Origin of the sequence: Clostridium sp. FP1, from assembly GCF_011065975.2 — a bacterium.
In the GTDB taxonomy this organism is placed as follows: domain Bacteria; phylum Bacillota; class Clostridia; order Clostridiales; family Clostridiaceae; genus Clostridium_AD; species Clostridium_AD tagluense.
On the sequence record NZ_JAAMNJ020000003.1, the window covers coordinates 151307 to 173252 of the forward strand.

Annotated in this window: 25 protein-coding genes and 1 pseudogene; 19 read left to right on the plus strand and 7 right to left on the minus strand. The window is 31.2% G+C overall.

The features are described from left to right. Window positions 1–835 precede the first annotated feature (835 nt). Window positions 836–1402 (plus strand): GNAT family N-acetyltransferase, encoded by a 567-nt coding sequence (locus G9F70_RS26525; protein ID WP_164947744.1) that lies wholly within the window; start codon window positions 836–838, stop codon window positions 1400–1402. A 332-nt stretch (window positions 1403–1734) separates the two neighbouring features. Here G9F70_RS26525 and G9F70_RS26530 read toward each other — a convergent pair whose 3' ends face one another. Then, window positions 1735–2649, minus strand: coding sequence for a hypothetical protein (locus G9F70_RS26530; protein ID WP_164947743.1), 915 nt, complete (start codon window positions 2647–2649; stop codon window positions 1735–1737). Between the two features lie 453 nt (window positions 2650–3102). On the opposite strand from G9F70_RS26530, the gene G9F70_RS27585 reads away from it, so the two are divergent. Next, complete coding sequence (locus G9F70_RS27585) at window positions 3103–3255, plus strand: GNAT family N-acetyltransferase (protein ID WP_369430283.1); 153 nt, start codon at window positions 3103–3105, stop codon at window positions 3253–3255. A 242-nt stretch (window positions 3256–3497) separates the two neighbouring features. On the opposite strand, the gene G9F70_RS26535 is transcribed toward G9F70_RS27585, so the two are convergent. After that, a complete protein-coding gene (locus tag G9F70_RS26535) occupies window positions 3498–3809 on the minus strand; it encodes a MerR family DNA-binding transcriptional regulator (RefSeq protein ID WP_164947751.1) in 312 nt (103 codons plus the stop codon). A 138-nt stretch (window positions 3810–3947) separates the two neighbouring features. On the opposite strand from G9F70_RS26535, the gene G9F70_RS26540 reads away from it, so the two are divergent. From G9F70_RS26540 to G9F70_RS26580, 9 genes and pseudogenes are all read left to right on the plus strand, one after another. Then, on the plus strand, window positions 3948–5120 hold the full coding sequence (locus G9F70_RS26540; RefSeq protein WP_164947742.1) for an iron-containing alcohol dehydrogenase: 1173 nt from the start codon (window positions 3948–3950) through the stop codon (window positions 5118–5120). An 11-nt stretch (window positions 5121–5131) separates the two neighbouring features. Beyond that, window positions 5132–5692 (plus strand): sugar O-acetyltransferase, encoded by a 561-nt coding sequence (locus G9F70_RS26545; RefSeq protein WP_164947741.1) that lies wholly within the window; start codon window positions 5132–5134, stop codon window positions 5690–5692. A gap of 154 nt (window positions 5693–5846) precedes the next feature. Further along, entirely contained in the window at window positions 5847–6371 is a 525-nt protein-coding gene (locus tag G9F70_RS26550) for a cyclophilin-like fold protein (protein ID WP_224617982.1), read from the plus strand. Further along, on the plus strand, window positions 6368–6910 hold the full coding sequence (locus G9F70_RS26555; protein ID WP_164947740.1) for a flavodoxin family protein: 543 nt from the start codon (window positions 6368–6370) through the stop codon (window positions 6908–6910). The genes G9F70_RS26550 and G9F70_RS26555 overlap by 4 nt, the downstream gene beginning before the upstream one ends. Before the next feature lie 33 nt (window positions 6911–6943). Next, window positions 6944–7252 (plus strand): annotated as a pseudogene (locus G9F70_RS26560) (carboxymuconolactone decarboxylase family protein); the annotation flags it as partial. A 489-nt stretch (window positions 7253–7741) separates the two neighbouring features. Beyond that, window positions 7742–8134, plus strand: coding sequence for a MerR family transcriptional regulator (locus G9F70_RS26565; protein ID WP_164947739.1), 393 nt, complete (start codon window positions 7742–7744; stop codon window positions 8132–8134). A gap of 299 nt (window positions 8135–8433) precedes the next feature. Continuing rightward, complete coding sequence (locus G9F70_RS26570; protein WP_164947738.1) at window positions 8434–9075, plus strand: IS4 family transposase; 642 nt, start codon at window positions 8434–8436, stop codon at window positions 9073–9075. Between the two features lie 112 nt (window positions 9076–9187). Beyond that, complete coding sequence (locus G9F70_RS26575; RefSeq protein ID WP_164947737.1) at window positions 9188–9643, plus strand: GNAT family N-acetyltransferase; 456 nt, start codon at window positions 9188–9190, stop codon at window positions 9641–9643. 88 nt (window positions 9644–9731) lie between these two features. Continuing rightward, window positions 9732–10232, plus strand: coding sequence for a GNAT family N-acetyltransferase (locus G9F70_RS26580; protein WP_220323261.1), 501 nt, complete (start codon window positions 9732–9734; stop codon window positions 10230–10232). 112 nt (window positions 10233–10344) lie between these two features. On the opposite strand, the gene G9F70_RS26585 is transcribed toward G9F70_RS26580, so the two are convergent. Both G9F70_RS26585 and G9F70_RS26590 read right to left on the minus strand, forming a co-directional pair. Further along, complete coding sequence (locus G9F70_RS26585; RefSeq protein ID WP_164948106.1) at window positions 10345–10908, minus strand: GNAT family N-acetyltransferase; 564 nt, start codon at window positions 10906–10908, stop codon at window positions 10345–10347. 725 nt (window positions 10909–11633) lie between these two features. Next, complete coding sequence (locus G9F70_RS26590; RefSeq protein WP_224617544.1) at window positions 11634–13025, minus strand: transposase; 1392 nt, start codon at window positions 13023–13025, stop codon at window positions 11634–11636. 851 nt (window positions 13026–13876) lie between these two features. Between G9F70_RS26590 and G9F70_RS26595 the strand changes: the two genes are divergently transcribed. Further along, entirely contained in the window at window positions 13877–14068 is a 192-nt protein-coding gene (locus tag G9F70_RS26595) for a helix-turn-helix transcriptional regulator (protein ID WP_164948025.1), read from the plus strand. A gap of 13 nt (window positions 14069–14081) precedes the next feature. Further along, window positions 14082–14477, plus strand: coding sequence for a DUF2178 domain-containing protein (locus G9F70_RS26600; protein WP_164948024.1), 396 nt, complete (start codon window positions 14082–14084; stop codon window positions 14475–14477). Window positions 14478–14662: 185 nt separating this feature from the next. On the opposite strand, the gene G9F70_RS26605 is transcribed toward G9F70_RS26600, so the two are convergent. After that, a complete protein-coding gene (locus G9F70_RS26605; RefSeq protein ID WP_164948023.1) occupies window positions 14663–15562 on the minus strand; it encodes a CPBP family intramembrane glutamic endopeptidase in 900 nt (299 codons plus the stop codon). 462 nt (window positions 15563–16024) lie between these two features. Here G9F70_RS26605 and G9F70_RS26610 point away from each other — a divergent pair, with 462 nt between their 5' ends. The 3 genes from G9F70_RS26610 (at window position 16025) to G9F70_RS26620 (ending at window position 17990) form a co-directional block, all read left to right on the plus strand. Then, the gene (locus tag G9F70_RS26610; protein ID WP_164948020.1) at window positions 16025–16399 is read left to right on the plus strand and encodes a hypothetical protein; all 375 of its coding nucleotides are present in this window, start codon (window positions 16025–16027) and stop codon (window positions 16397–16399) included. A 218-nt stretch (window positions 16400–16617) separates the two neighbouring features. Continuing rightward, window positions 16618–16800: a DNA-binding protein gene (locus tag G9F70_RS26615; protein ID WP_164948022.1), complete on the plus strand. Its 183-nt coding sequence runs from the start codon at window positions 16618–16620 to the stop codon at window positions 16798–16800. A gap of 893 nt (window positions 16801–17693) precedes the next feature. Beyond that, complete coding sequence (locus tag G9F70_RS26620; protein ID WP_164948021.1) at window positions 17694–17990, plus strand: hypothetical protein; 297 nt, start codon at window positions 17694–17696, stop codon at window positions 17988–17990. A gap of 30 nt (window positions 17991–18020) precedes the next feature. Here G9F70_RS26620 and G9F70_RS26625 read toward each other — a convergent pair whose 3' ends face one another. Beyond that, a complete protein-coding gene (locus tag G9F70_RS26625) occupies window positions 18021–18275 on the minus strand; it encodes a hypothetical protein (RefSeq protein WP_224617360.1) in 255 nt (84 codons plus the stop codon). After that, entirely contained in the window at window positions 18244–19467 is a 1224-nt protein-coding gene (locus tag G9F70_RS26630; RefSeq protein ID WP_224617359.1) for a transposase, read from the minus strand. Before G9F70_RS26630 ends, G9F70_RS26625 begins: the two co-directional genes overlap by 32 nt. A 465-nt stretch (window positions 19468–19932) precedes the next feature. Here G9F70_RS26630 and G9F70_RS26635 point away from each other — a divergent pair, with 465 nt between their 5' ends. The 3 genes from G9F70_RS26635 (at window position 19933) to G9F70_RS26645 (ending at window position 21758) form a co-directional block, all read left to right on the plus strand. Beyond that, on the plus strand, window positions 19933–20391 hold the full coding sequence (locus G9F70_RS26635) for a GNAT family N-acetyltransferase (protein ID WP_164947947.1): 459 nt from the start codon (window positions 19933–19935) through the stop codon (window positions 20389–20391). A gap of 510 nt (window positions 20392–20901) precedes the next feature. Then, window positions 20902–21423 carry a GNAT family N-acetyltransferase gene (locus G9F70_RS26640; RefSeq protein ID WP_164947948.1) on the plus strand — a complete coding sequence of 174 codons (522 nt, stop codon included), beginning with the start codon at window positions 20902–20904 and terminating at the stop codon, window positions 21421–21423. 131 nt (window positions 21424–21554) lie between these two features. Next, window positions 21555–21758 carry a PspC domain-containing protein gene (locus G9F70_RS26645; protein WP_164947949.1) on the plus strand — a complete coding sequence of 68 codons (204 nt, stop codon included), beginning with the start codon at window positions 21555–21557 and terminating at the stop codon, window positions 21756–21758. The last annotated feature ends 188 nt before the right edge of the window (window positions 21759–21946 follow it).

The following is a 21946-nucleotide window of genomic DNA, read 5'->3' on the forward strand; positions in this document are numbered from 1 at the left end:
TAAATTACTATTTCACAATTGTTCAACAATTTAAGAATAATGTGTATCTAAAAAACAATATAGCTAGTTACTGCTACAGAATATGTTGCACTTTTCTTTTAAGTCACATAGAAACAATAACACATCGTTTCTGTTGTTATATCACTATTATGTATAATGCAGTAAATGAATTTGTTTTTAACACCCTATTATTCAATCTTGAAAGGTCATCGTTCATATAACAAATATCAGTAGTTAGTTCGCGAATTTCTACAATCATGCAACAATTTTAAGCTAATTATACCATTATGTACCATACATTACTATATCTTATAGCTGGTGAATTATAAGATATTTATCAGTTTTATGTCTTAGCGTGGGTTTTGTGGGAAATGTAGCTCTACCCATATACTCTTTAAAAAGGTACACCTCTACGGCTGGCAATTGGTTTTAACATCAAACTATAGTTTGAAATGTATGTAGATAGGCTGTATTAGTTTGTAAAAATGGTGTTTAATGGTATGATGTTTCTAGTGATAAAGCGCAACTGTAAAAAAATGCGAAGTTTTTAAAAAATATATTATAAAGATTTATATTATTAACTTTTTATGTTATAGTATATTTGTAAATATTGAAAGGAGTGGTTGCCAGTGATTAAGATAATTAATATGTTAGAATTTAAATATATAACTACTCCAAATATGGTCTTTTAATGTAGTTTTGATGTGTAGCTGGAATAATATTAAAGTTATGACTTCATAATATACAGATAGATTCATTTACCTTGGTGTAGTTAAAAAAGCTATTTCAGGGTATTTTTATGCCCAAATTTTGATTTTATGGAGGCATAGTAAAAATGAATTATGGATTAATTAAAAGAAATGAAATTAAAGAAGCAAGAAGGTTAATAAATTACAATTTAGAAACAGAAAGATTAAAGTTATTGCCATTACAGTCACATCACCTTGCGTTATCAGTAGAGGATTATGGAGAAATGCAAAGTGATTTGGGATTAAGAGTCACTAATATAATTCTTGACGAAGAAATGCAATACGCCATGAAAGTAAGGTTAAGAAAAGTACTTGAGGATGTTGAAAATTATTTATGGTTAACTAATTGGGCTATAGTCCATAAAGAAGAAAATCAAATAATTGGTTTTATAATGCTTAAAGGCTATCCCAATGAAATTGGTGAGGTAATTGTTGGATATGTCATTGAAGAAAAGTATAGAAGAAATGGATATGCTACTGAAGCATTAAAAGGATTAACTGAATGGATTTTTGAAAATCCCAAAGCACTGTGTGTGATTGCAGATACAGAAAAGACAAATATACCTTCACATAAAGTGTTAGAAAATGTAGGTGCTATCAAATATAAGGAAACTGATGAATTAATATGGTGGAAAATCGAAAACAAAAATTGAGAATATACAAATGAATAATATATGATAAGTGAACAATATTCATATATTATTCACCAACCCAAAAGGCAGCAATGCCTTTTTTTCTTTTTCTTAAGGTTGATGATAAACAGGTATTAAAATTTTGAATACATTTTTTTATATGCTTATAGCCGTTTTTAGTTCCGTTACTACCCGAAGAGTGAAAGAGCTTGTGCCACATCAGATTTTCGCATGAAGGAGAAAATCTGATGTGGACTAGCCTTTGACTGAGGCTCCAATTTACGGTAATAATGATATCATTAAATAAATTATTTATGTCGTAACTTTAGAATAGTATGAACTAAATTATACTGTTATACTAGTAAATCATAATCTTGATTTTCACGATATTTTATTTTATCGATAGCATCAATTATATTCCTTTTAGGTAATAACGTGCTACAATAATATACACCACCTTCACTTACTCTTTCTTCAACAGTAAAGTATTCACTCGCCAACACTGGTAAATCTTTCTTATTTCCCTGTATGCCAAGTACAGAAATTGCCATAATTTTAGACATTTCATATTTATCCCAATCCAGTTTCATTATATTTCTTGCATAATCAATTATTATTTCATCAGTGTATTTCATAAAATAATATAATGCATAATACATTTCATTATCATCACCATTACTTACCAGTTCCAATAATTTTATTTTATCAAGTTCACCATTTTCCATTAACAAAATACCTTTATCATGTTTTTGCAACCACTGAATATTATAATCTTTAATTTCAATATCTTTAATATAAATTCTACCTATCAATTTCTTTATTTTAAACTTAGCGAAAATAATATCTAAATAACCATCATCTGTTGCTATTCTAAAATGAAAATAATGTTTAGCAGTCGCTTTTTTAATTTTCTGTAAGGTTGCTGTATTCTTAAATCTCCCATTAATATAGTCATTAACCATAATTGATTTCTCATAATTGAAATATTTACAATCACCAAAATATAGGTTATATAAATATTTAGTTTTATTCTCAGTAATATAAATTCTTTTTTCAGTGTCTGTTCCTTTAAGTCTATCCCATCCCTTATCAATATCAATATCAGATTTTAGTGTTAAAACCACTTGGTCTGGCCTATATTTATCTTTTCCTTTTGAATTACTAAATTCAACTATTTCTATTTTACTATCATGAAAATAATCATTCCAAAGATAATGTTTGATATACTTATCATTTGGGCATTCAATCTCATGTTCACCATTGTCCATTTCCATTCTCCTTTTTGGGTAATTCTTAATCTATGTGCCACATTTTTTTACCAATCCGACGTAACTCTTAGGAATATTATACCATTATGTGCTTTATATGAAAACTGTCACACTAAGTATATATAACATGCAAATTGTTTTTACAATTAAAGTAAAATTAAGGTCAATTTTTATTTCTTGATGGTATATTTAATATTATTTTTTTAGTTTTAAACTTATAGAGGTCCTCTGCCTCTATAAGTTAATATTATTGTATCTACAAATGCTATTGTGATAGCGCCAAATTTTCCGACAAAATATATGTTAATACATATACTTCCAAAGTAAATTTCATAAACCTATGTAGGAATTCGGAAACGATTAATGTAAAAAATAACCACATGTCAAATATTCCCCATAAGTCCCTTTAGCACTTTTGTCACATCAAATAGTGCCAGTACAAAAGGTATAATTTTGTGGCAACTTGCATCCAAACATATAGAATGGATGAAGGAAATGAATTGTAAAGTGATTGGAGTAACTGTGTCCCAGGAGAATGAATCAACCATATGTTTTTATAAGAAGCTTGGATTTTATCCTAATACCTTATATATGCAACAAAAATAGAAAAGTTATAAATGAATTATTTATTTGTTTAGAATGGTAAGGGTTTTAATCCCTGGATTATTTGTATTAGAACTGATGTATATAAGTAAGAAGTCAAACCTATTCAAAATAAGAACTAAAAAAGTATCTAACTCTTTTAGTTCCGAAAACGACCGTTTATGGAACATTGATAAAAACAAAAACAAGAGTGATACCACTCTTGTTGATAGGTAATAATATATATTTATAATTACTTAATATATTCAGTTGCCATTTAAAAAAAGTGTTAACTCCCTTTCTTTTAATGGCTTAGTAGCCTTTCCTACTGGAAGGGCGGACACCGGAATATATCCCTCTGGAATTTTCAATTCAGCACAAAGCTCGGGATTTTTGGCTATAGCAAGTGCACCACCAAAAAGATATACATTGCCCAATCCCAAATCGGTTGCCGCCAATGCAATATTTTCCATGATGCAAGCAGCATTAAATGGAAGCAACCCTTCTTTATCATAATATCTTAATGTTGAAGCATCAACATCAAGCTGCTTTACCATTTCACCGACTGTATATATAATTTTATGTCCTCCAAAATAATTTTAGATTTTTTTCAAAAAAAGATTGACTTAAAGTTAACTTTAAGTTGTAGAATTATATCGAACTCAATAATCGGAGTTTAACATAAACAATATTTAAAATTAATGGAGGAATTAAAAATGAGCTTTAATATGTATGTACCAACAAGATTTATTTTCGGATGTGGAAGGCTTAACGAATTGCATGAGCAGAAACTGCCTGGCAAAAAGGCAATGGTAGTTATTTCAAATGGAAAATCCACTAAAGAAAATGGTTTCCTTGATCGCACTATTGAGGAACTTACAAGAGCAGGTGTTGAAAGTGTTGTCTTTGATAAAGTACAGGCAAATCCGTTGAAGTCCACGGTTATAGCAGGAGTAAAAACAGCAAGAGATAACGGATGTGATTTTATTGTTGCTCTTGGTGGTGGCAGTGTTATGGATGCCTCCAAAGCAATGGCGGCAATGGCAACAAATGATGGAGATATCTGGGATTATATTTCCGGTGGGACTGGAAAAGGCAAATCAATTGTAAATGCTCCGCTTCCGGTAATTTGTATTACTACAACAGCAGGAACCGGTTCAGAAGCAGATCAGTGGGGTGTTATCACAAATGATGAAACCAATGAAAAAATTGGCTTTGGTGGTGATGATCGTTTGTTCCCGGTGATTTCTATAATCGATCCTGAGCTGATGAGGACAGTTCCAACTAAATTTACAGCTTATCAAGGATTTGACGCACTTTTCCATTCTACAGAAAGCTATATTTCCAAATTTGCAAGCCTGATGAGTGATATGTATGCACTGACTGCTATTGAAAATGCAGCTAAATATCTTCCTCGTGCGGTAAAAGACGGTAGCGATATGGAAGCAAGAGAACACATGGCATTTGCCAATACCCTTTCTGGTGTAGTTATGACCGTCAGCGTTACTACTGCTGAGCATTCTATTGAGCATGCGATGAGTGCATATCATCAGGAGTTGCCTCACGGTGCAGGACTTATTATGATTTCAAAAGCGTTCTATGAATTCTTTATTGACAAGCATGCTTGTGATGAGAGATTTATCACAATGGCAAAGGCAATGGGAATCAAAGAAGCTGATAAGCCGGATGATTTCATCACTGTGCTTGTAGACTTGCAAAAAACCTGTGGTGTGGCGGAACTCAGAATGAGCGATTATGGTATCACACCGGATGAGTTTGATAAAATTGCGACCAATGCTCGCGAAACTATGGGCGGACTGTTTGCAGCAAATCCATGTGAAATGACGCATAAGGATGTTGTAGATGTACTAAGAAATTCTTATCGATAAGGAGGATACCAATGGACATCCATGATTTATTAGCACACTTGAATCGAGGTGAAGCGGTTGAGGGCGGTTCGGAATTACACCGTGTAATGAAAGACGTCTCTCAGGAAGCATTAAAGTTGACTGCTGAGCTAAACGGTCAGTATCATACTCCGGAAGAGGTACGGGAACTGTTTTCTTTGTTGATTGGCAAACCGGTGGATGCAACAGTTGCTATGTTTCCTCCTTTTTATACGGATTGTGGGAAAAACATCTGTGTGGGTAAGAATGTCTTTATCAATTCAGGCTGTCGTTTTCAGGATCAGGGCGGCATTGCAATTGGCGATGGTGTTCTCATTGGGCACAATGTCGTGTTGGCTACACTCAATCATGACATTGATCCGAGAAAACGCAGCACTATGTATCCCGCGCCCATTGTGATTGGTAAAAATGTCTGGATTGGAGCAAATGCCACTGTCGTTCCCGGCGTGACCATAGGTGATGGTGCTGTCATTGCCGCCGGTGCAGTTGTGACCAAGGATGTACCTGCAAATGTTATTGTAGGTGGTGTTCCTGCGAAAATCATAAAAAAATAGAAACCAGTCAGGAGTAATTCTGTTGTTTTCATCTTATTGCAGATTGTATGGCGATGATTCATTTGTGGCAATGTATTGTGTATCGTAGCAAAATGCTATTATTTTAGTTTACACAGAAAAGGATATTAAACATGAAAAAAGTAATTTCGATACTATGTCTGATTATGTTCTGTTTTTCCCTGACTGCCTGCATAACAGCGAAACGAATGAAAACAAGCAGACCAGTCAACATGAAGCACCAAGAAGTAATTCTACACAACAAACAGATAATGTTGCCGCATCAAAGACATTAACGATGATAGATTTGATCATTACGGTTGGGAACAAGGCATTTTCTGCAAAGCTTTATGATAATCAAACGATGCAGGCGTTAGTTAAGCAATTTCCGCTCACCGTTGACATGAGCGAACTAAACGGCAATGAAAAATACTATTATTTATCTAAAACGCTCCCTACAGCTTCCGAGCAACCGGGAAAAATTCATGCCGGAGATATCATTCTTTACGGCGATGGCTGTCTAGTCGTGTTCTATGAAACCTTCTCAAGCTCCTATAACTATACCCGGCTTGGATATATTGAGGATGCGGTCAGCTTTGTACAAGTTGTTGGTGATGGTAATATTAAGGTTACTTTTGATTTGGCGAAGCATGAAAAAACTCAAGGAGGACAAAGAAAATGATTAAGAAAATACTTGTAATCTCTACTAGTCTTCGCAAAGGTGGCAATAGCGATACCCTTGCAGATGAATTTATTCGTGGAGCGAAAGACGCTGGAAACAATGTGGAAAAGATCTGCTTGGAAGGAAAAACAATCGCATTTTGTAAAGGCTGTCTTGTATGTCAGAAAACACAGAAATGCGTTATTAAAGATGATGCAGATAATATAGCGCAAAAAGTTAAGAATGCAGACGCAGTGGTGTTTGCTACACCAATTTATTATTATGAGATGAGTGGACAGATGAAAACATTGCTTGACCGTCTAAATCCGCTGTTCCCATCGGATTATGCCTTTAGAAAAGTTTATATGATAGCTACAGCAGCGGACGAAAATTTGGAATCTATTGATGTTGCAGTAAAAGGCTTAGAGGGATGGATTGCGTGTTTTGATAAAGCAAAGTTATCGGGTGTTCTTCGAGGCGTAGGGGTAACCGATATCGGTGATATTCAACATCATGAGAAGTTAATGAGTGAAGCATACGAAATGGGGAAAGCGATTTAGGATTCGCAGAAAGGAGAAAAAATGAAGAAATAAACAGCAGGCAGAGATGCCCTTGGATCATTTGCACCAAAATTTGCTGAATTAAACGATGATGTGCTTCTTGGACAGGTTTGGTCACGAGAAGATAAATTATCATTAAGAGATCGCAGTATCATTACTGTAACGGCTTTAATGACAAAAGGAATATTTGATAATTCCTTAAAATACCATATCACCAATGCAAAGAATCATGGTGTTAGCGCTGAAGAAATGGCAGAAATCATAACACATCTTGCGTTCTATGTAGGATGGCCGAATGCCTGGGCAACGTTTGCATTGGCAAAAGAAGTATACGTTGAATAATCGACGGAAGGTTCAAGCAATGAATGGTGTGAACAGGTAACGGATGAAGAATATAATAAACTGAAATAAATCATAATGAGTAGATAGACCACCGATTAAGGAGAATAAGTTCTTGATTAGTGGTTTTCTGTTTGAGATAAATTGAAAAGTTCATAATTGCACATCATTATTGTATTATCAAATCTGAAGTTGCGGAAATGTCATGTACGGCAAAATAAAGTATGAATACATCTTGGATAGGTTCCCAGCCTATGTTTTTCAAAAAACAGCCAAAAACCCATTGATATATTCCCGAGAACGTAAGGGTATAAAATTAGCTCAAGACATCATTGCTGTCCTCTACTTATAGCACTGTAATTAAGTACAGATTCAACGTAAAAATATTTGTTGAGAGCTAAGATTAACTTGACATGATACTTTCATTATGATATTTTCAATAAAATATGTTAAAGTTAACTTTAAGTTCTTGTGAAAAGGAGTGTGCCAAACATGAAATATTCCATTGGAGAGGTTGCAAAAAAATTCAATCTATCAGCTTCAACTTTAAGATACTACGATAAGGAAGGTCTGTTTCCTAATTTGGAACGTTCAAAATCCGGTATTCGCTCATTTTCAGATATTGATCTCGGATCACTGAAAATTATTGAATGTCTAAAAAATACGGGAATGCCCATTAAAAATATTAAAGTATTCATAGACTGGTGCGGACAGGGAGATGCCACATTGCGTGAACGCTATGAGATGTTTATTGAGAGAAAAATAATTATGGATGAACAGATAGCATCGTTGCAGAAAACACTTGAAGTCATAGATTATAAATGCTGGTACTACCAGACAGCTCTTAAGGCAGGTACAGAAAAAATACATACCAAAACAAACTAGCAGGGTACCGAAGAATTAACATCTTAACCGATGGTTCTAATAATGGAGGCGGTCATATTGACGATGCCTCCATTAATTTTGCCTATAATCCAATAATCCCATTCTACGTAGCAATGGCTTATAGTGGGTAAAAAGTCAACTTTTTATCCATTTAATTCCTTAGCGTGGGTTTTGTCGGAAATGTTGGCGCTACCCCATAGCCATCAAGCTAAGAAAACTCTATAAAAATAAATTCCCCCATTTGTAAAAATGTTATTATTAAAGAGACAATAAAAAGACACCGTGGGGGGGAATTATACATGACAGAAGGAAAAAAAATAAAATTGGATGGAGATATAAAGCTTTTTGCAGATGAACTTAAACTCTGTTTTTCAAAAGATGAGATTGAAGAAGTCGCGAGAGAGACAGGTTTTGTGAAAAGAAAGAGTAAAACTCGCGCATGGGAATTTGTTTGTTTATGCTGCTTTATGAATGTAGAGGTTGCGAATAATACACTTGTTACCTTATGCACAAAACTTAGTGAAAAAACAGGCATCCTTGTTTCCAATCAAGCATTAGACCAACGTTTAAATGAAAGATGTGTAAAGTTTTTGAAGAAGACTTTCGAAAAATTATTACGCCAAACAATTACAAATAATACCTGTATACCAAGTAAATGGAATGAATATTTCAAACGAATAAGAATACTTGATTCTACTGCTTTTCAAGTACCAGAAAGCTATAAAAATATTTATCAGAGGTCCGGTGGATGCTCTCAAGCTTCAGGTGTAAAAATACAACTAGAATATGAATTAAAATCCGGAAATCTTCTTAATGTGCAAGTAGGAGCTAGCCCACAGAAGTGTGGGAAATGTGGCTCTACCCATATACTGTTTAAAAAGGTACACCTTTACGGCTGGCAATTGGTTTTAACATCAAACTATAGTTTGAAATGTATGTAGATATGCTGTATTAGTTTGCAAAAATGGTGTTTAATGGTATGATGTTTCTAGTGATAAAGCGCAACTGTAAAAAAATGCGTAGGAAATATATATTAAATATGGAGGGGTTTTTATGAATATCTGCATAGTTGAGAAAGACATAACGGAAATTGAACTTATAAAGCCATTGTGGGAACAGCTTAATTCAATTCACCATGCTAAATCAATTTATTTTAAGAGTAAATATAAGAATCATACCTTTGATAAAAGAATGGAATCTATTTATAAAAAGGCACAAAAGGGTATTATGAAACTTGATATACTTTTAGACAATGGTACGGGAAATTATATAGGTTATTGTTTAAGTTCAATTGAAGATAATTTAGGAGAAATAGAATCTATATATATTGAAAATCAGTATCGTAAGTTTAGATTAGGTGACAAACTTATGAAGAATGCTTTAACTTGGTTTGAATCAAATAAAATAACAAATATTGAAATTAATGTAGTTTATGCAAATGACGAAGCATTGCCTTTTTATGAACGCTATGGGTTTCATGTTGGAAATTATATCTTAAAAAGAAACTAATATTTAAGACGGGTTTTTCTTAAGTTGCGTCACAACTGTTAGAAAGTTCGAATTAAAGGTTAGTTATATTAGCATTGGAGGAAAAATAATGGATATACAGGTTGTAAAAGTTAATAACGATGAGAAAGAGATACTTCAAAATTTGCTTGAATTATATTGTTATGAGTGGTCTCAGTATAACAAGCTTGATGTTAATCAATTTGGGTCATATGAATTCGCAGTATTAGATTGTTGGACAGAAGAAAATCACTATCCTTTTTTCATAAAAGTTGATGGTAAATTGGCAGGCTTTGTATTAGTTGATAAAGATTTTGCTGTACGCAAGGATTGCGACTTTGCAATGTCAGAGTTTTTTGTCATGCATAAATACCGCACAGCCGGTGTTGGAAAATATGCGGCAAAAACAATATTTGATATGTGTCATGGAAAGTGGGAAATAATGTGTCATCCTAAAAATATCACTTCTATATATTTTTGGAATAAAATAATAGATGAATACACAAACGGCAAATTTGAACTTATAAAATCATGTCAAGAAGTCGTTTATCAAGAAGGAACATTTGCGGATTTCTTTTTCTTTGAAACCTAAATGATCTATATAAGATTGAGAGAATAATATTAAGTTAATTAATTAGATATCTTAGAAAGATACGACAGAACTGTATATAAAATTATGTTACATCAAGTCTACAAATTGAAATTTATCTTTTTTTTAAATAGTATGATGAATATTCCGTCCCATCATGACCAATCAACTTATTTTCAGTAGGTGAAAAATTTAATTCCTTTAAAGCCTTTACTCTTTCGCTTGCAGTATGAAGTGCTTTTGTTGCTATCATATTACACTCAAACAATTGATAAGTTTTATCAATAATCAATTTTAAAATATCAATTATATAGACTTTTATTTCATAATCACTTCTCAAATCTAAACGGAGAAGCCCGCAATTATTAAAATAATCTTTAGAAGCTCTATGAAATAACTCTATTGTTCCAATTGCAATATTATCTTTTTTATCTATAATAGACCATCTTACAAAACTTTTTTGGTCATACTCGAATTTCCAATAATCAAGAGCCTGCTTCATCCTCTCACGTGTATTATAGTAAAAATCATCTCCGCCACAATTATCGCTATTAAATAAGGGAACTGCTTTTTTATCAGAATATACTTTTAATAAGCCATCACAGTCATCTATAGAAATAAATCTTAAATTGAATCGTTTATTTTCAAATTCGGGGCAATTTACATATACACTATCCATATTTATTCTCCTTTTCAAATTATTATTTATTGATTTGTTTTACATCTTTGATATGCCACATTATTTTACCAATCCGACGTAACTCTTAGGAATATTATACCATTATGTGCTTTATATGAAAACTGTCATACTAAGTATAGATAACGTCCAAATTGTTTTTACAATTAAAGTAAAATTAAGGTCAATTTTTATTTCTTGCTGGTATATTTAATATTATTTTTTTAGTTTTAAACTTATAGAGGTTCTCTCCCTCTATAAGTTTATATTATTGTATCTACAAATGCTATCGTGATAGCGCCAAATTTTCCGACAAAATATATGTTAATACATATACTTCCAAAGTAAATTTCATAAACCTATGTATGAATTCGCAAACTATTAATGTAAAAAGCAACCACATGACAAATATTGCCCATAAGTCCCTTTAGCACTTTTGTCACATCAAATAGTGCCAGTACAAAAGGTATAATTTTGTGGCCACTTTCATCCAAACATATAGAATGGATGAAGGAAATGAATTGTAAAGTGATTGGAGTAACTGTGTCCCTGGAGAATGAATTAACCATATGTTTTTATAAGAAGCTTGGATTTTATCCTAATACCTTATATATGCAACAAAAATAGAAAAGTTATAAATGAATTACTCAAACTTCGCAGGACAAGAATGCCTGAAAACCCTTATGAATAAATACTTGTGTAGCTTAAAATAGCATTAATATTTGATTTTAAGCTACTTTTTTAACACTGAATTTCTCAGCAAAATGTTTAGGTAGTTTTAAAATAAAATTATCAATAAATCTATCTATTTGCTCGCCAGTTAAAAACAATAGATCCTGTAGAACTTCTTTTAAAATATCGAGAATAACTCTTAAAACTTCTGAGAAATTTACATCTTGAAGCTCGTCATGGATAAGAAAAAACAGTTCGCCCATGGTGCGTTCATCCTTATTATTTCTATTTTCTACAGCTAGCATAATATATCTGGTCATCACAATTGTAGTATGTGCAATCATTGAATCATAAGAAAGACCTTGAAATTCTTTTCCAAGATTTAGATAAGATTTACATATTTTAAAGAAAACTTCAATACTCCATCGTTTTCCGTAAAGAGCAATAATCTGTTCTTCTGTTAAGCTTAAATCAGTACAAATGAATCCAATCCACTTCTTTCTATCATTGCGGTCCCGAACAAAAACTAGTTTTACATCCAATTTATTATCAGCGGAATCATAAATTTGTGCCATTACTGATAAAAGATATTTTGATCTTCCTGGTCGTTTTTTCCTTGATTTATATATCTGGGATAATGTTTTTCTTTCACCGTTAAAAATATATTTTATTTTGGTAGTATTTTTAAGCCTACCTACAGTATGTAAGTTAAGTTTAAGTATTTTCATTATTGTAGAAGGATAAGAAAACCAACTATCAAACAATACATGTTTTGCAGGGACACCAGCCTTTACAATAGTTTTAAGCATATCAATCATAACATCTGTAGACTTTGAAATCGCTTGCTTTCTACGTTTATAGGCAATCGAATTTCTATTTAAGCCGTCCTTCATTTCACAAAACCTATTCTTTTCTTTCTCAGAACTTTGTAGATTAAACGAAAGAGGAACGAATGTATTGCCATCAGTCCATCCAGCTGTAAGCATTCTAAAACCTTTTTTATATTTAGCACCTTTGCTTGCGTGATCAAAAACGTTAGAAAGTAATTCAACTTTTTTACTTCTAGTTCTACCGTAAAATGAATCATCAACAATAATTGCATTCATGCGATCCTCTGAAGTTAGATTTCTTAAATGTGTTTCTATAACAGTTCCAGAGAGTCGTAGCAAAAATGTTTGCCAATTTATGTACATAGAATTTAAAAATCTATACACAGTATCTTTTCCGAATTTAGGTTCATCACTTTTAGTTTGATAATTCATATACATACTCTTACCAGTGTAAACTAACTGCAATAGATAGCAAAAAATATCATGGACACATGTCCCTTTTTCTTTATAGCAATTTGATTTTTTTAAAGCGTTAATAACCTTGAATTTTTTAACAAAACTTATGATGGATTTCATAAAGTCATTTTCATTTTCACTAATTTGTGGTATATTAGTCATATAAATAAGTCCTCCTAATTTTGATATTTATTGTATTTGTAGTTACTTACATTATATCATTTTTAGGAGGATTTTTCTACTTATTAATGCCTTTAAACCTTGATACAGCAAGTGTCTATGCCAGTTTTATATGTGCGAAGTTTGAGTGAATTATTTATTTGTTTAGAATGGTGAGGGTTTTAAGACCTGGATTATTTGTATTAGAACTAATGTGTATAAGAAAGAAATCAAACTAATTCATAATATTCTTCTTATACAACAATAGAGTAGCAGACCACAAAGGTGTAGTTTCAGAGCTTAAAAAGAGTTATCCTGTTTTTCATTCCATGATAAAAAATAGACAAGATTCATATGCATTTTTTAAGAGTACCATTGATAGTTAAAGCATTGAAAACACTGATAATAGTACGGATATAACTACGAGCACGTACACGTTATCGTGAATAGGTACGAGTACGTTTTTTGCTTTAGACAAATTTACTGACTGCTACTAATTCTAAATTTATGAATGTTGCGGTGCCTTAATAGAATGTTATATTAAATGACAGTGAGTAAGATTGTCCAAAGCTTCCTTTTGAATCAGGAGCAGTGAACGAGAAAATCTGATGTGGACTAGCCTTTGACTGCGACTCCAATTTACGATAATAATGCTATAATTAAATAAAGGTTTTATGTCTTCTCAGTATAATATTACGAAATAACGCTTATTCATGTGTTTAACATGGATAAGCGTTATTTATGTTACTTAAAAAAATTACAGAAAAAAATTTCGTAAAGCTAGCTTTACATTTCCCACATTTTAATGTATGATTTTAATGTAATGTTAACTTTACATTAAAAGAGGTGTTGCTATGAAAAATCGTATAAAGGAATTAAGGGAGGGGCGAAACTTAACACAAGAAGATTTAGCAAAATTATTAGAAACTTCAAGACAAACTATAATATCGCTAGAAAAAGAAAAATATAATCCCTCCATTATGCTCGCTTACAAAATATCAAAAGTATTTAATAAAATAATCGAAGAAATATTTATCTTTGAATAGGAGGTCTATAAAAATGGAAAATAAAAAGAAAACTGATTCAATAATTATAGGGGCTGGAGTATTTGCAATGCTATTTATAGGCAAAGGAATTTTCGCTTTTGTTACTAAAAAGAATGGCTATTGGGTTCTGCTTGTTATAGGTATCCTATCGCTTTTGTACCTTATATATTTATTGAAGAGAACAAAAGGTAATTTAAACGAAAGGTATGAAGATGAAAGAAAGAAACTTATAAGCGAAAAATCTTCAAGCATTAGTTACAGTATACTTTTTGCAGTTACTCTTATATTTAGTCAACTAATAAATGCAAACAAGATTATTGTTACTACTTATGATGCACTTATGATAATTTTGGGTATTGCACTAATAATAAAACCTATTGCTTATTTGATTTATAAATATAAATATTAATGACGTAAATTAGGATGTACGATTTTATTTGAAACATTACATTCACATTTTCGAATGAAGCCTTGAATTTTTAAATTTAATTTTAATTTCATGGCTACCATCCGTAACACTCCCATCCTCTTAAGATTGGAGATGCCAGCTGATACAGTTATCTAAGACTCAGATTACTATCGTATTCCTCATAATCAAACTCTGCCTGAGTCTAAGCATCTCTTAATGCTATGCATTTTATTTCTAATATTTAACGATAAAATATGTCCTCTTTTGTAATATGAATAAATGCTTAATAACGCTAACAGACTAATTATTATTATTTCTGCAATTATGCATTGACCAGTAACCATGCTCGTATTTATATCTTTGAAATACACTATAAAAACTGAAGCTATTGAAATAAAATAATTCCATAAAACATGTGAAATGAAAGTATATACCACACTTTTTGTCATTACATATATAATTGATAGAAAAATAGACATAACTAGAGTTGCAATAAATCGAGATATACTACTAAAATGATAAAGCCCAAATACTATTGAGGTTAATATAATAAAAATTTTTATATCTTCTTTTTTCTTAACAAAAATTTTATATGCAGTATATCTGAAAAAGATCTCCTCTGCTGCTACTCCAATAGCTACTATAATTATAAAAGCTAATATATCCAAACTACTATTTGTATAAACGTTGTTATCAGAAGCTACAGTTTTGATAAAATAGCCAATGTATTTTGTTTTATCAGGATTAATCATAAAACTTATGTAGTATATTAAAATATTAATGAGTGCAAAAACTGAAGAAAAAAACATTGTAATCAGTAAATTATCCATACAATCGCATTTACTAAGCTTAATCTCTTTAAATAATCCACTATAGTTAACATTGAAAAGTATTTTTCCTATTAATACAAATGATATTAATAATACAAGTACTGAAAATAATTGTCCTAATAAATTCATGCCAAAGAAATTGTGTATTAACCCCACAGCTAACGATACTAGCATACATAAACAACTTAGAAAAAATGCTGTAATTATGGGTGCACCTTTATCTTTCCTATTATTTAGAAAATCCCCTATTTTCATTTTATACCTCCTAATATTTTACTTTGATTTTATATTTGAATATTATTATTTTTTAATTTTTCACAAAACACCTGAAAACTATCAGTTAATTTCACTTCAGTTCTATTCCAACATTTTTCAATATTATTACTTTCTTTAAAAAATTTTTATAATCAACTATTTTTATATCGAGAACACAAATATATGTTAAAATAATTATAATTTTCCATGAAAAGGTATTTATTTCAGTTTCAGCAATGTGCGAGCAGCTATTAATAATAGATTCATATAAAAATAGTTATTATTGTTTGGATGTGAAAAATTATATAATCCTCTCACTGTAAACGCAGAGAAAATAATTAGCGAAATTATTAAGGATAACTTTTTAACTTTATTGCTGATATATACTAAATCTCCTTTTTATGTTTATAATATATCATATTATTTGACATTTTGGTATAATAAATTGTAAAAAATGGGTGAATGAAAGATTTATTTGCAAAGTATTGTTGTGTTAAGCAACATGATTATAAAGATTTTGGTTGTGGTTGTGCTTGTGCTTGTGCTTGTTTAGCAACAATATGGATTGAAATATCCAATAGTCTATATGCTTTTAAATTCCACAGTTCTCGTATTACTGCTAATAATAACGTGCTAAATTTCTTGAAGAGGAGTGAAAAAACGAAAAATTTTTATAACGGATTACTTGTTTTTATTATAGGACTTACATTATCAATTTTTATTGGTAGCATTTTAGGAAATAACCAAGACGCTGTTGTTGGTGTATTATCAGGGTTGATGGTCTCTGTAATATATCTTTCGGCAATTATATATGTTTCTTGTAGAAGAAAGGTTTAGTATGGGTTCCTCAATTAGGAGTACGGCAATGGTACACCCAACATACGTGTAAAAACCGGCCACATAATGGAAGTAATACCCATCATATGGCTATATCTTGTTTCATAGGTATTGAAACAGCCAATGCACAGATCTCCAGTCTTTAATCCAGATGCAATATAGTAAAAATTCGGTTCTGCGCATATAATGACCTTAACATAACTTTTGGAGGATTAAGTATGCTTGATTATATTTCGGTACAGCAGGTAGCCGATAAATGGGGTATTTTAGAACGCAGGGTACAGAAACTTTGCGAGGAAAATCAAATAGCTGGGGCTGTCCGTTTTGGAGATGCGCGGGCAATCCCCAAAAGTACAGATAAACCTGTGGATGCAAGGAAGAATCTCAAAAGTGATAAATGATGGAGGTCATGGTATGCAAAATAATATTTTGATTATTGATGATGACATAGAACTATGTCAATTACTTGAAAAATGTGTAGAATAATAGTAGGTATATAGCCACGTGCACGTACACGTTACCGTAAATAGGAACGAGTACGTTTTTTTGCTTTAGAGAAGTTTACTGACTGCTACTAACACTAAATAGAAAGAAAGCCTTTGACTGCGACTCAAATTTACGGTAATAATGATATACTTAAATAAATTATTTATGTCGTAACTTATGAAAAAGGTGAATTATTACTTAAATTTTTCTGGTGATAATGCTCTCATATTTAAAATATAACCACATTTTGTACATACCTCTGCACTCACTTCTGAACCATTCATAATTTTGATATCTTCTTCGAAGCTGCAATATTAACGACTTCAGAAGGAGATTTACCCCCTTGTAGACCTCTGGAGCAGATAACAATTCTCAATTGCTATCCTCCCACTGAAGTTTTCTTTTTATTTCTTAATGGTATATTTAATATTATTTTTTTAAGTTTAAACTTATAGTATCTAAAAATGCTATTGTGATAGCGCCAAGATTTCCGACGAAATATATGTTAATACATATATTCCCAAAGTAAGTTTCATAAACCCATGTAGGAATGCGGAAACAATTAATATAAAAAACAGCTACATGACAATAATTATCTTTAAATATTGCCACATAAGTCCCTTTAGCACTTTTGTCACATCAAATAATGCCAACACAAAAGATATACTTTTTGTGACAACTTGCATAAATGAATGGTATAATATCCCTGGGAGTTGCGTCAGATTAGAATTAGACAAAGCGCTTAGATATAGGTACAAATAAATTAGGGGGTATTGTTATGGTAGCATGAGAAAGATTAGGTTCCAACATGGGGTTATTAAAAATATTGATTGTTTTTCTTGTTGCAATTCCTGTTTTAAGTCTTATTATCCAATATTTAATTAAAACAAATAGGATAAAGCCAAGCAAAGTATCAAGGCTATTTCATGATGATGATGAAACTTTCATTAAATCTTGGAAAAAAGTAAAAGAAAAAGGAATATTGAGATATACTATTAAAATTATTATTTGTTACACCATTATGATGGGTATAATTGGCATAGTTTTTATATTAAACAAACTTAGCATGTACGGATATGAACAAAATCTCCCTACGGTCGAGTAAAAACCCTTATGCCAAGCAAATATGATAATTTCATCGTCCTTTAATTATCATATTTGCATCACATTCTGGGCATAGAACAATAGGACTACCACTCTTCTTGTCAAATTCCTCAGGTGTATAACATTCAAACGCAACAAATTCTGGTACCTCTTCTTCATACCCACATTTCTTACATTTAAAAAGTATCATCTTATCGGGCCCCTCTGTTTGAAATGGTATCTCCCTTTCATCCATTTTAATTTTAAAAATCCTTTTAATACGTTCCCATATCATAAATATACCCATACTTTCTGTGCCAAATTTGGAATAACTCCATTAGCTGACCGCATTTTGAACATTTCCCTGGATCTTTAGAAAAATTAATAATCATTAATTCTCTATACTTCATTTTTCTTATTTCCTTTTTCCAATTTATTTTTAATGTGTACTGAATTGCTTTAAGCCCACTTTTTATGTATTGCAATAAACCAAAACATTTTCTAATCTTTATACTTATACTTCCAGCATATACTCCATATAATCTAACCATTTTAAAATATTTAGGCGATATATGCATTAGTAACCTGCCTATAAACACTTGTGCCGTAACTGTTTCTTCTACTCTCTCATTAGTTTCATGACTCTTATACCAAAACGTTACATTTTTCCCATCATAGCTAAGTATTCTATATTCTGCTATCGCAGGTCTTGCTAAATATCTACCGATATATCTTGCTGCACCTCTTGCACTTTTCATTCTTGATTTGGCATTTATGTAAAATCCGTTAGGATAATCTTTGAACATTTTTAAGTACTCTGCTTTTTTATCTGGGTTTTTACTAACCATATAATTTATTAATTTGTACTGCCAAACTTTTCTAAAATATTTATAGTCAAAGAATTCCATATCCTTAACTTCATTATCCCTTGTTTTTATTTCTGGAACCAATGCATGCACATGTGGGTTAAACCCTATATTCCTTCCAAAAGTATGCACTACGCCAATCATTCCACTTTGCCAAAGCACTCCACCTTTTTTGCTTCTTTTCTTCTTTTTATATTCTTCTCTATTTTTATAGTTTACACCATTTGCAAACTCATTTATAACCTCATATACCATGTCTTGCAGGTCTTTCAGACTCTCTCTATTCCAAAAAAAATATTTTCTGTACTCAGTCGGTATCGTAAAAACACAATGCCTATGTGGAACATCCAAGATTTTACTTACTTGTTTCTCTACCCATTCGCTTATGTATTTTTTACCACATTTACTACAAAACCTACTTTTACATGTAAATCCTATTTTAAATACTTCCAGACATTTTAAACATATGTACGCAACAAAACCTAATGAAATATCTCCACATCCTATCATTTTCATTACTTCGATATTCATATGTTCTCTCATCTTTTCAGGATACTTTTCTTTATTCAATTTCCAAAACTTTGAATAATTATCTTCAAATATTTGTTTTATGGTAATCTTATTTTTTCTCATGATTTAATCATCTCATATTTATCTGATTTTTTCTATATATCTTTTAGCTAGAATGTTATCCACAGCGGCTTCCGCAAGCTGTTTCCTATATAAGAACAAAGCCAAACAGTGTTTGTTGCTTTGATAATGGGTGCTATCTTTGGTTTAATAAATTCTCTAATTGGATGGGTTATAAATAGTGATAGGTATAGCAAATTAAAAAATTTTAAATGTTAGTTCATAGTATTCTTCTTATATGACAATAGAACAACATACCACAAATCTGTAGTTGCAGAGCTTAAAAAGAGTTATCCTGTTTTTCATTGCATGATGATAAAATGGACAAGGTTTAGGTGCATTTTCAAGATTATAATTGATAGTAAAAGCATTGAAAACACAGATAATAGTATAATTAAATAAATGTTTTATGTCGTCTCAGTAAAAAAAGTGCGAACTGAAGATTATAAATATAAGGTGGTGCAAAACATGAAAGTAAGAAAAACAGTTAAAGAGGATATTGACCTCCTCATAAAGATTCGTATGGAATACCTGTTTGCAGAAAAAGGTGTGTCTTCTTCGGAAGAAGTGCAAGATATTAGAACGAAGTTAGAAGAATATTTTACTCAACACCTTAACAATGGATTTATTGCTATCATTGCCGAAAATGAAAATGAAGTATTAGCAACTGCATTTATGTCAATCGTTGAAAGACCTCCGTTAATAGCGTTTTCATCATATCTTGTCGGTACGGTATACAATGTTTTTACATACCCTCAACATAGAGGAAAAGGCATTGCTACGAAAGTTATGACTGAACTTTTATCAGAAGCAAAGCTATTAGGCGTTGCGGCAGTTGATTTAATGGCGACTGAAAAAGGGAAACCATTATATGAAAATCTTGGATTTCGAGTATCAAATTATACATCAATGAATAAGTTCCTCTAACTCCCGCAAAATAAGCATAATCAGAGGTTATATTAATTCACAATATTCTTAAATTTTGCGTCACAACGATCTTAAAATATAACTAGTCGATGTTATGATGATAACTATGATTTTAATTATACTTTCACTAATAATGGCGTATTTAGGTCTTATTATAGAAAGGCTGTTTGGTAGTTGCAGGTTCATTTTTAAAAGTACCATTGATGGTATACGCATTGAACACACTGATAATTGTACATATATAACCACGGTCACGTACACGTTACTGTGAATAGGCACGAGTACGTTTTTTTGCTTTGAACAACTTTACTGATTTCTACTAATACTAAATATAAAGATGAATGTTGCAGTACCTTAATAAATTAAATGGCAGTGAAGGAGAAAATCTGATATGGACTAGCCTTTGACTTCGACTCCAATTTGAGGTAATAATGATATAATTAAATAAATGTTTTATGTCATCTCAGTATAATATGGCAAATTAGAATATGTAAAAAAGGAGTGTATTTTATGAAAGATTTATTTTTATCTATGCCAAGTAAAGAATATAAAAAGAGTTTTGAAAATTATGTTATAGCATATAAAAATGCAAATGATAATTATTATTTTACTAAATATAAAAAAGGAATGGAAGATTTTAATGAATATGTAGACGATTTATACAAGTATTCTAAAGGAATAGATTTACCTAAAGGATGGGTTATAACCTCAACATTTTGGTTAATTGATAATAATGAAGTTGTTGGAGTAGTAAGAGTTAGGCATCACGATGTAGGTACAGATGGTCATATAGGCTATGATATATCACCAGATTGTAGAAAGAAAGGCTATGGTACTCAAATTCTAAAATTAGCTTTAGTTGAATCAGAAAAAATTGGTATAAAAGAGGTAATGGTTACTTGTAACATAGATAATGCATTTTCGAGAAAAATTATTGAAAAGAATAATGGTAAATTATTAGGGACTATTTTTGATGAAGAGGAAAATGAAAACCTATACAAATATAGCATTAACAAATCTAATGACAAATAATAAAATACTGATTTAAGAGTAACAACATAATTATAATTTCGGAATATTCTTAAAGTGTAAAGTAAAACTAATTTCAATTTACATAGAATGAAGAAAAAATTCTATGTATTACAATAGAAGGTGGTGAGTGTATGCAAAAAGGTCTATACAAATCTTCTACAAATATATTAGCAGATGGAGTTTGTGGTGGTATTGCAGAACGTTTTGAAATTAAGTCAGTATGGGTTAGATTAGCTTTTATCTCCGTAACATTATTATTCGCATTATTAGGAGTCGGGTCAGGGCTCATATGTTATATAGTGTGTGACATAATAATGCCAAAAAAACAACCATAGTGTCACACATTATTAGCGATTATATTAAAGGTGGTAAGATATATAAAAATTTAGGAAGAATAAAGATGGGAAAACACCGCTCAAAGTTTAAACTAATATGCATTAATTATTCGCAATTTTCTTAAGTTGCGTCGCAACTGTATAATATTACGTCGCATCCATCAGAAGTAATTGCGAGGAGGTGCACA

Bases quoted from the DNA above. Each gene is read 5' to 3' on its own strand.
- G9F70_RS26525 (WP_164947744.1), top strand. From the start codon at position 836: ATGAATTATGGATTAATTAAAAGAAATGAAATTAAAGAAGCAAGAAGG.
- G9F70_RS26530 (WP_164947743.1), bottom strand. From the start codon at position 2,649: ATGGACAATGGTGAACATGAGATTGAATGCCCAAATGATAAGTATATC.
- G9F70_RS26540 (WP_164947742.1), top strand. From the start codon at position 3,948: ATGAGCTTTAATATGTATGTACCAACAAGATTTATTTTCGGATGTGGA.
- G9F70_RS26545 (WP_164947741.1), top strand. From the start codon at position 5,132: ATGGACATCCATGATTTATTAGCACACTTGAATCGAGGTGAAGCGGTT.
- G9F70_RS26550 (WP_224617982.1), top strand. From the start codon at position 5,847: ATGTCTGATTATGTTCTGTTTTTCCCTGACTGCCTGCATAACAGCGAA.
- G9F70_RS26555 (WP_164947740.1), top strand. From the start codon at position 6,368: ATGATTAAGAAAATACTTGTAATCTCTACTAGTCTTCGCAAAGGTGGC.
- G9F70_RS26565 (WP_164947739.1), top strand. From the start codon at position 7,742: ATGAAATATTCCATTGGAGAGGTTGCAAAAAAATTCAATCTATCAGCT.
- G9F70_RS26570 (WP_164947738.1), top strand. From the start codon at position 8,434: ATGACAGAAGGAAAAAAAATAAAATTGGATGGAGATATAAAGCTTTTT.
- G9F70_RS26575 (WP_164947737.1), top strand. From the start codon at position 9,188: ATGAATATCTGCATAGTTGAGAAAGACATAACGGAAATTGAACTTATA.
- G9F70_RS26580 (WP_220323261.1), top strand. From the start codon at position 9,732: ATGGATATACAGGTTGTAAAAGTTAATAACGATGAGAAAGAGATACTT.
- G9F70_RS26585 (WP_164948106.1), bottom strand. From the start codon at position 10,908: ATGGATAGTGTATATGTAAATTGCCCCGAATTTGAAAATAAACGATTC.
- G9F70_RS26590 (WP_224617544.1), bottom strand. From the start codon at position 13,025: ATGACTAATATACCACAAATTAGTGAAAATGAAAATGACTTTATGAAA.
- G9F70_RS26595 (WP_164948025.1), top strand. From the start codon at position 13,877: ATGAAAAATCGTATAAAGGAATTAAGGGAGGGGCGAAACTTAACACAA.
- G9F70_RS26600 (WP_164948024.1), top strand. From the start codon at position 14,082: ATGGAAAATAAAAAGAAAACTGATTCAATAATTATAGGGGCTGGAGTA.
- G9F70_RS26605 (WP_164948023.1), bottom strand. From the start codon at position 15,562: ATGAAAATAGGGGATTTTCTAAATAATAGGAAAGATAAAGGTGCACCC.
- G9F70_RS26610 (WP_164948020.1), top strand. From the start codon at position 16,025: ATGAAAGATTTATTTGCAAAGTATTGTTGTGTTAAGCAACATGATTAT.
- G9F70_RS26615 (WP_164948022.1), top strand. From the start codon at position 16,618: ATGCTTGATTATATTTCGGTACAGCAGGTAGCCGATAAATGGGGTATT.
- G9F70_RS26620 (WP_164948021.1), top strand. From the start codon at position 17,694: ATGGGGTTATTAAAAATATTGATTGTTTTTCTTGTTGCAATTCCTGTT.
- G9F70_RS26625 (WP_224617360.1), bottom strand. From the start codon at position 18,275: ATGGGTATATTTATGATATGGGAACGTATTAAAAGGATTTTTAAAATT.
- G9F70_RS26630 (WP_224617359.1), bottom strand. From the start codon at position 19,467: ATGAGAAAAAATAAGATTACCATAAAACAAATATTTGAAGATAATTAT.
- G9F70_RS26635 (WP_164947947.1), top strand. From the start codon at position 19,933: ATGAAAGTAAGAAAAACAGTTAAAGAGGATATTGACCTCCTCATAAAG.
- G9F70_RS26640 (WP_164947948.1), top strand. From the start codon at position 20,902: ATGAAAGATTTATTTTTATCTATGCCAAGTAAAGAATATAAAAAGAGT.
- G9F70_RS26645 (WP_164947949.1), top strand. From the start codon at position 21,555: ATGCAAAAAGGTCTATACAAATCTTCTACAAATATATTAGCAGATGGA.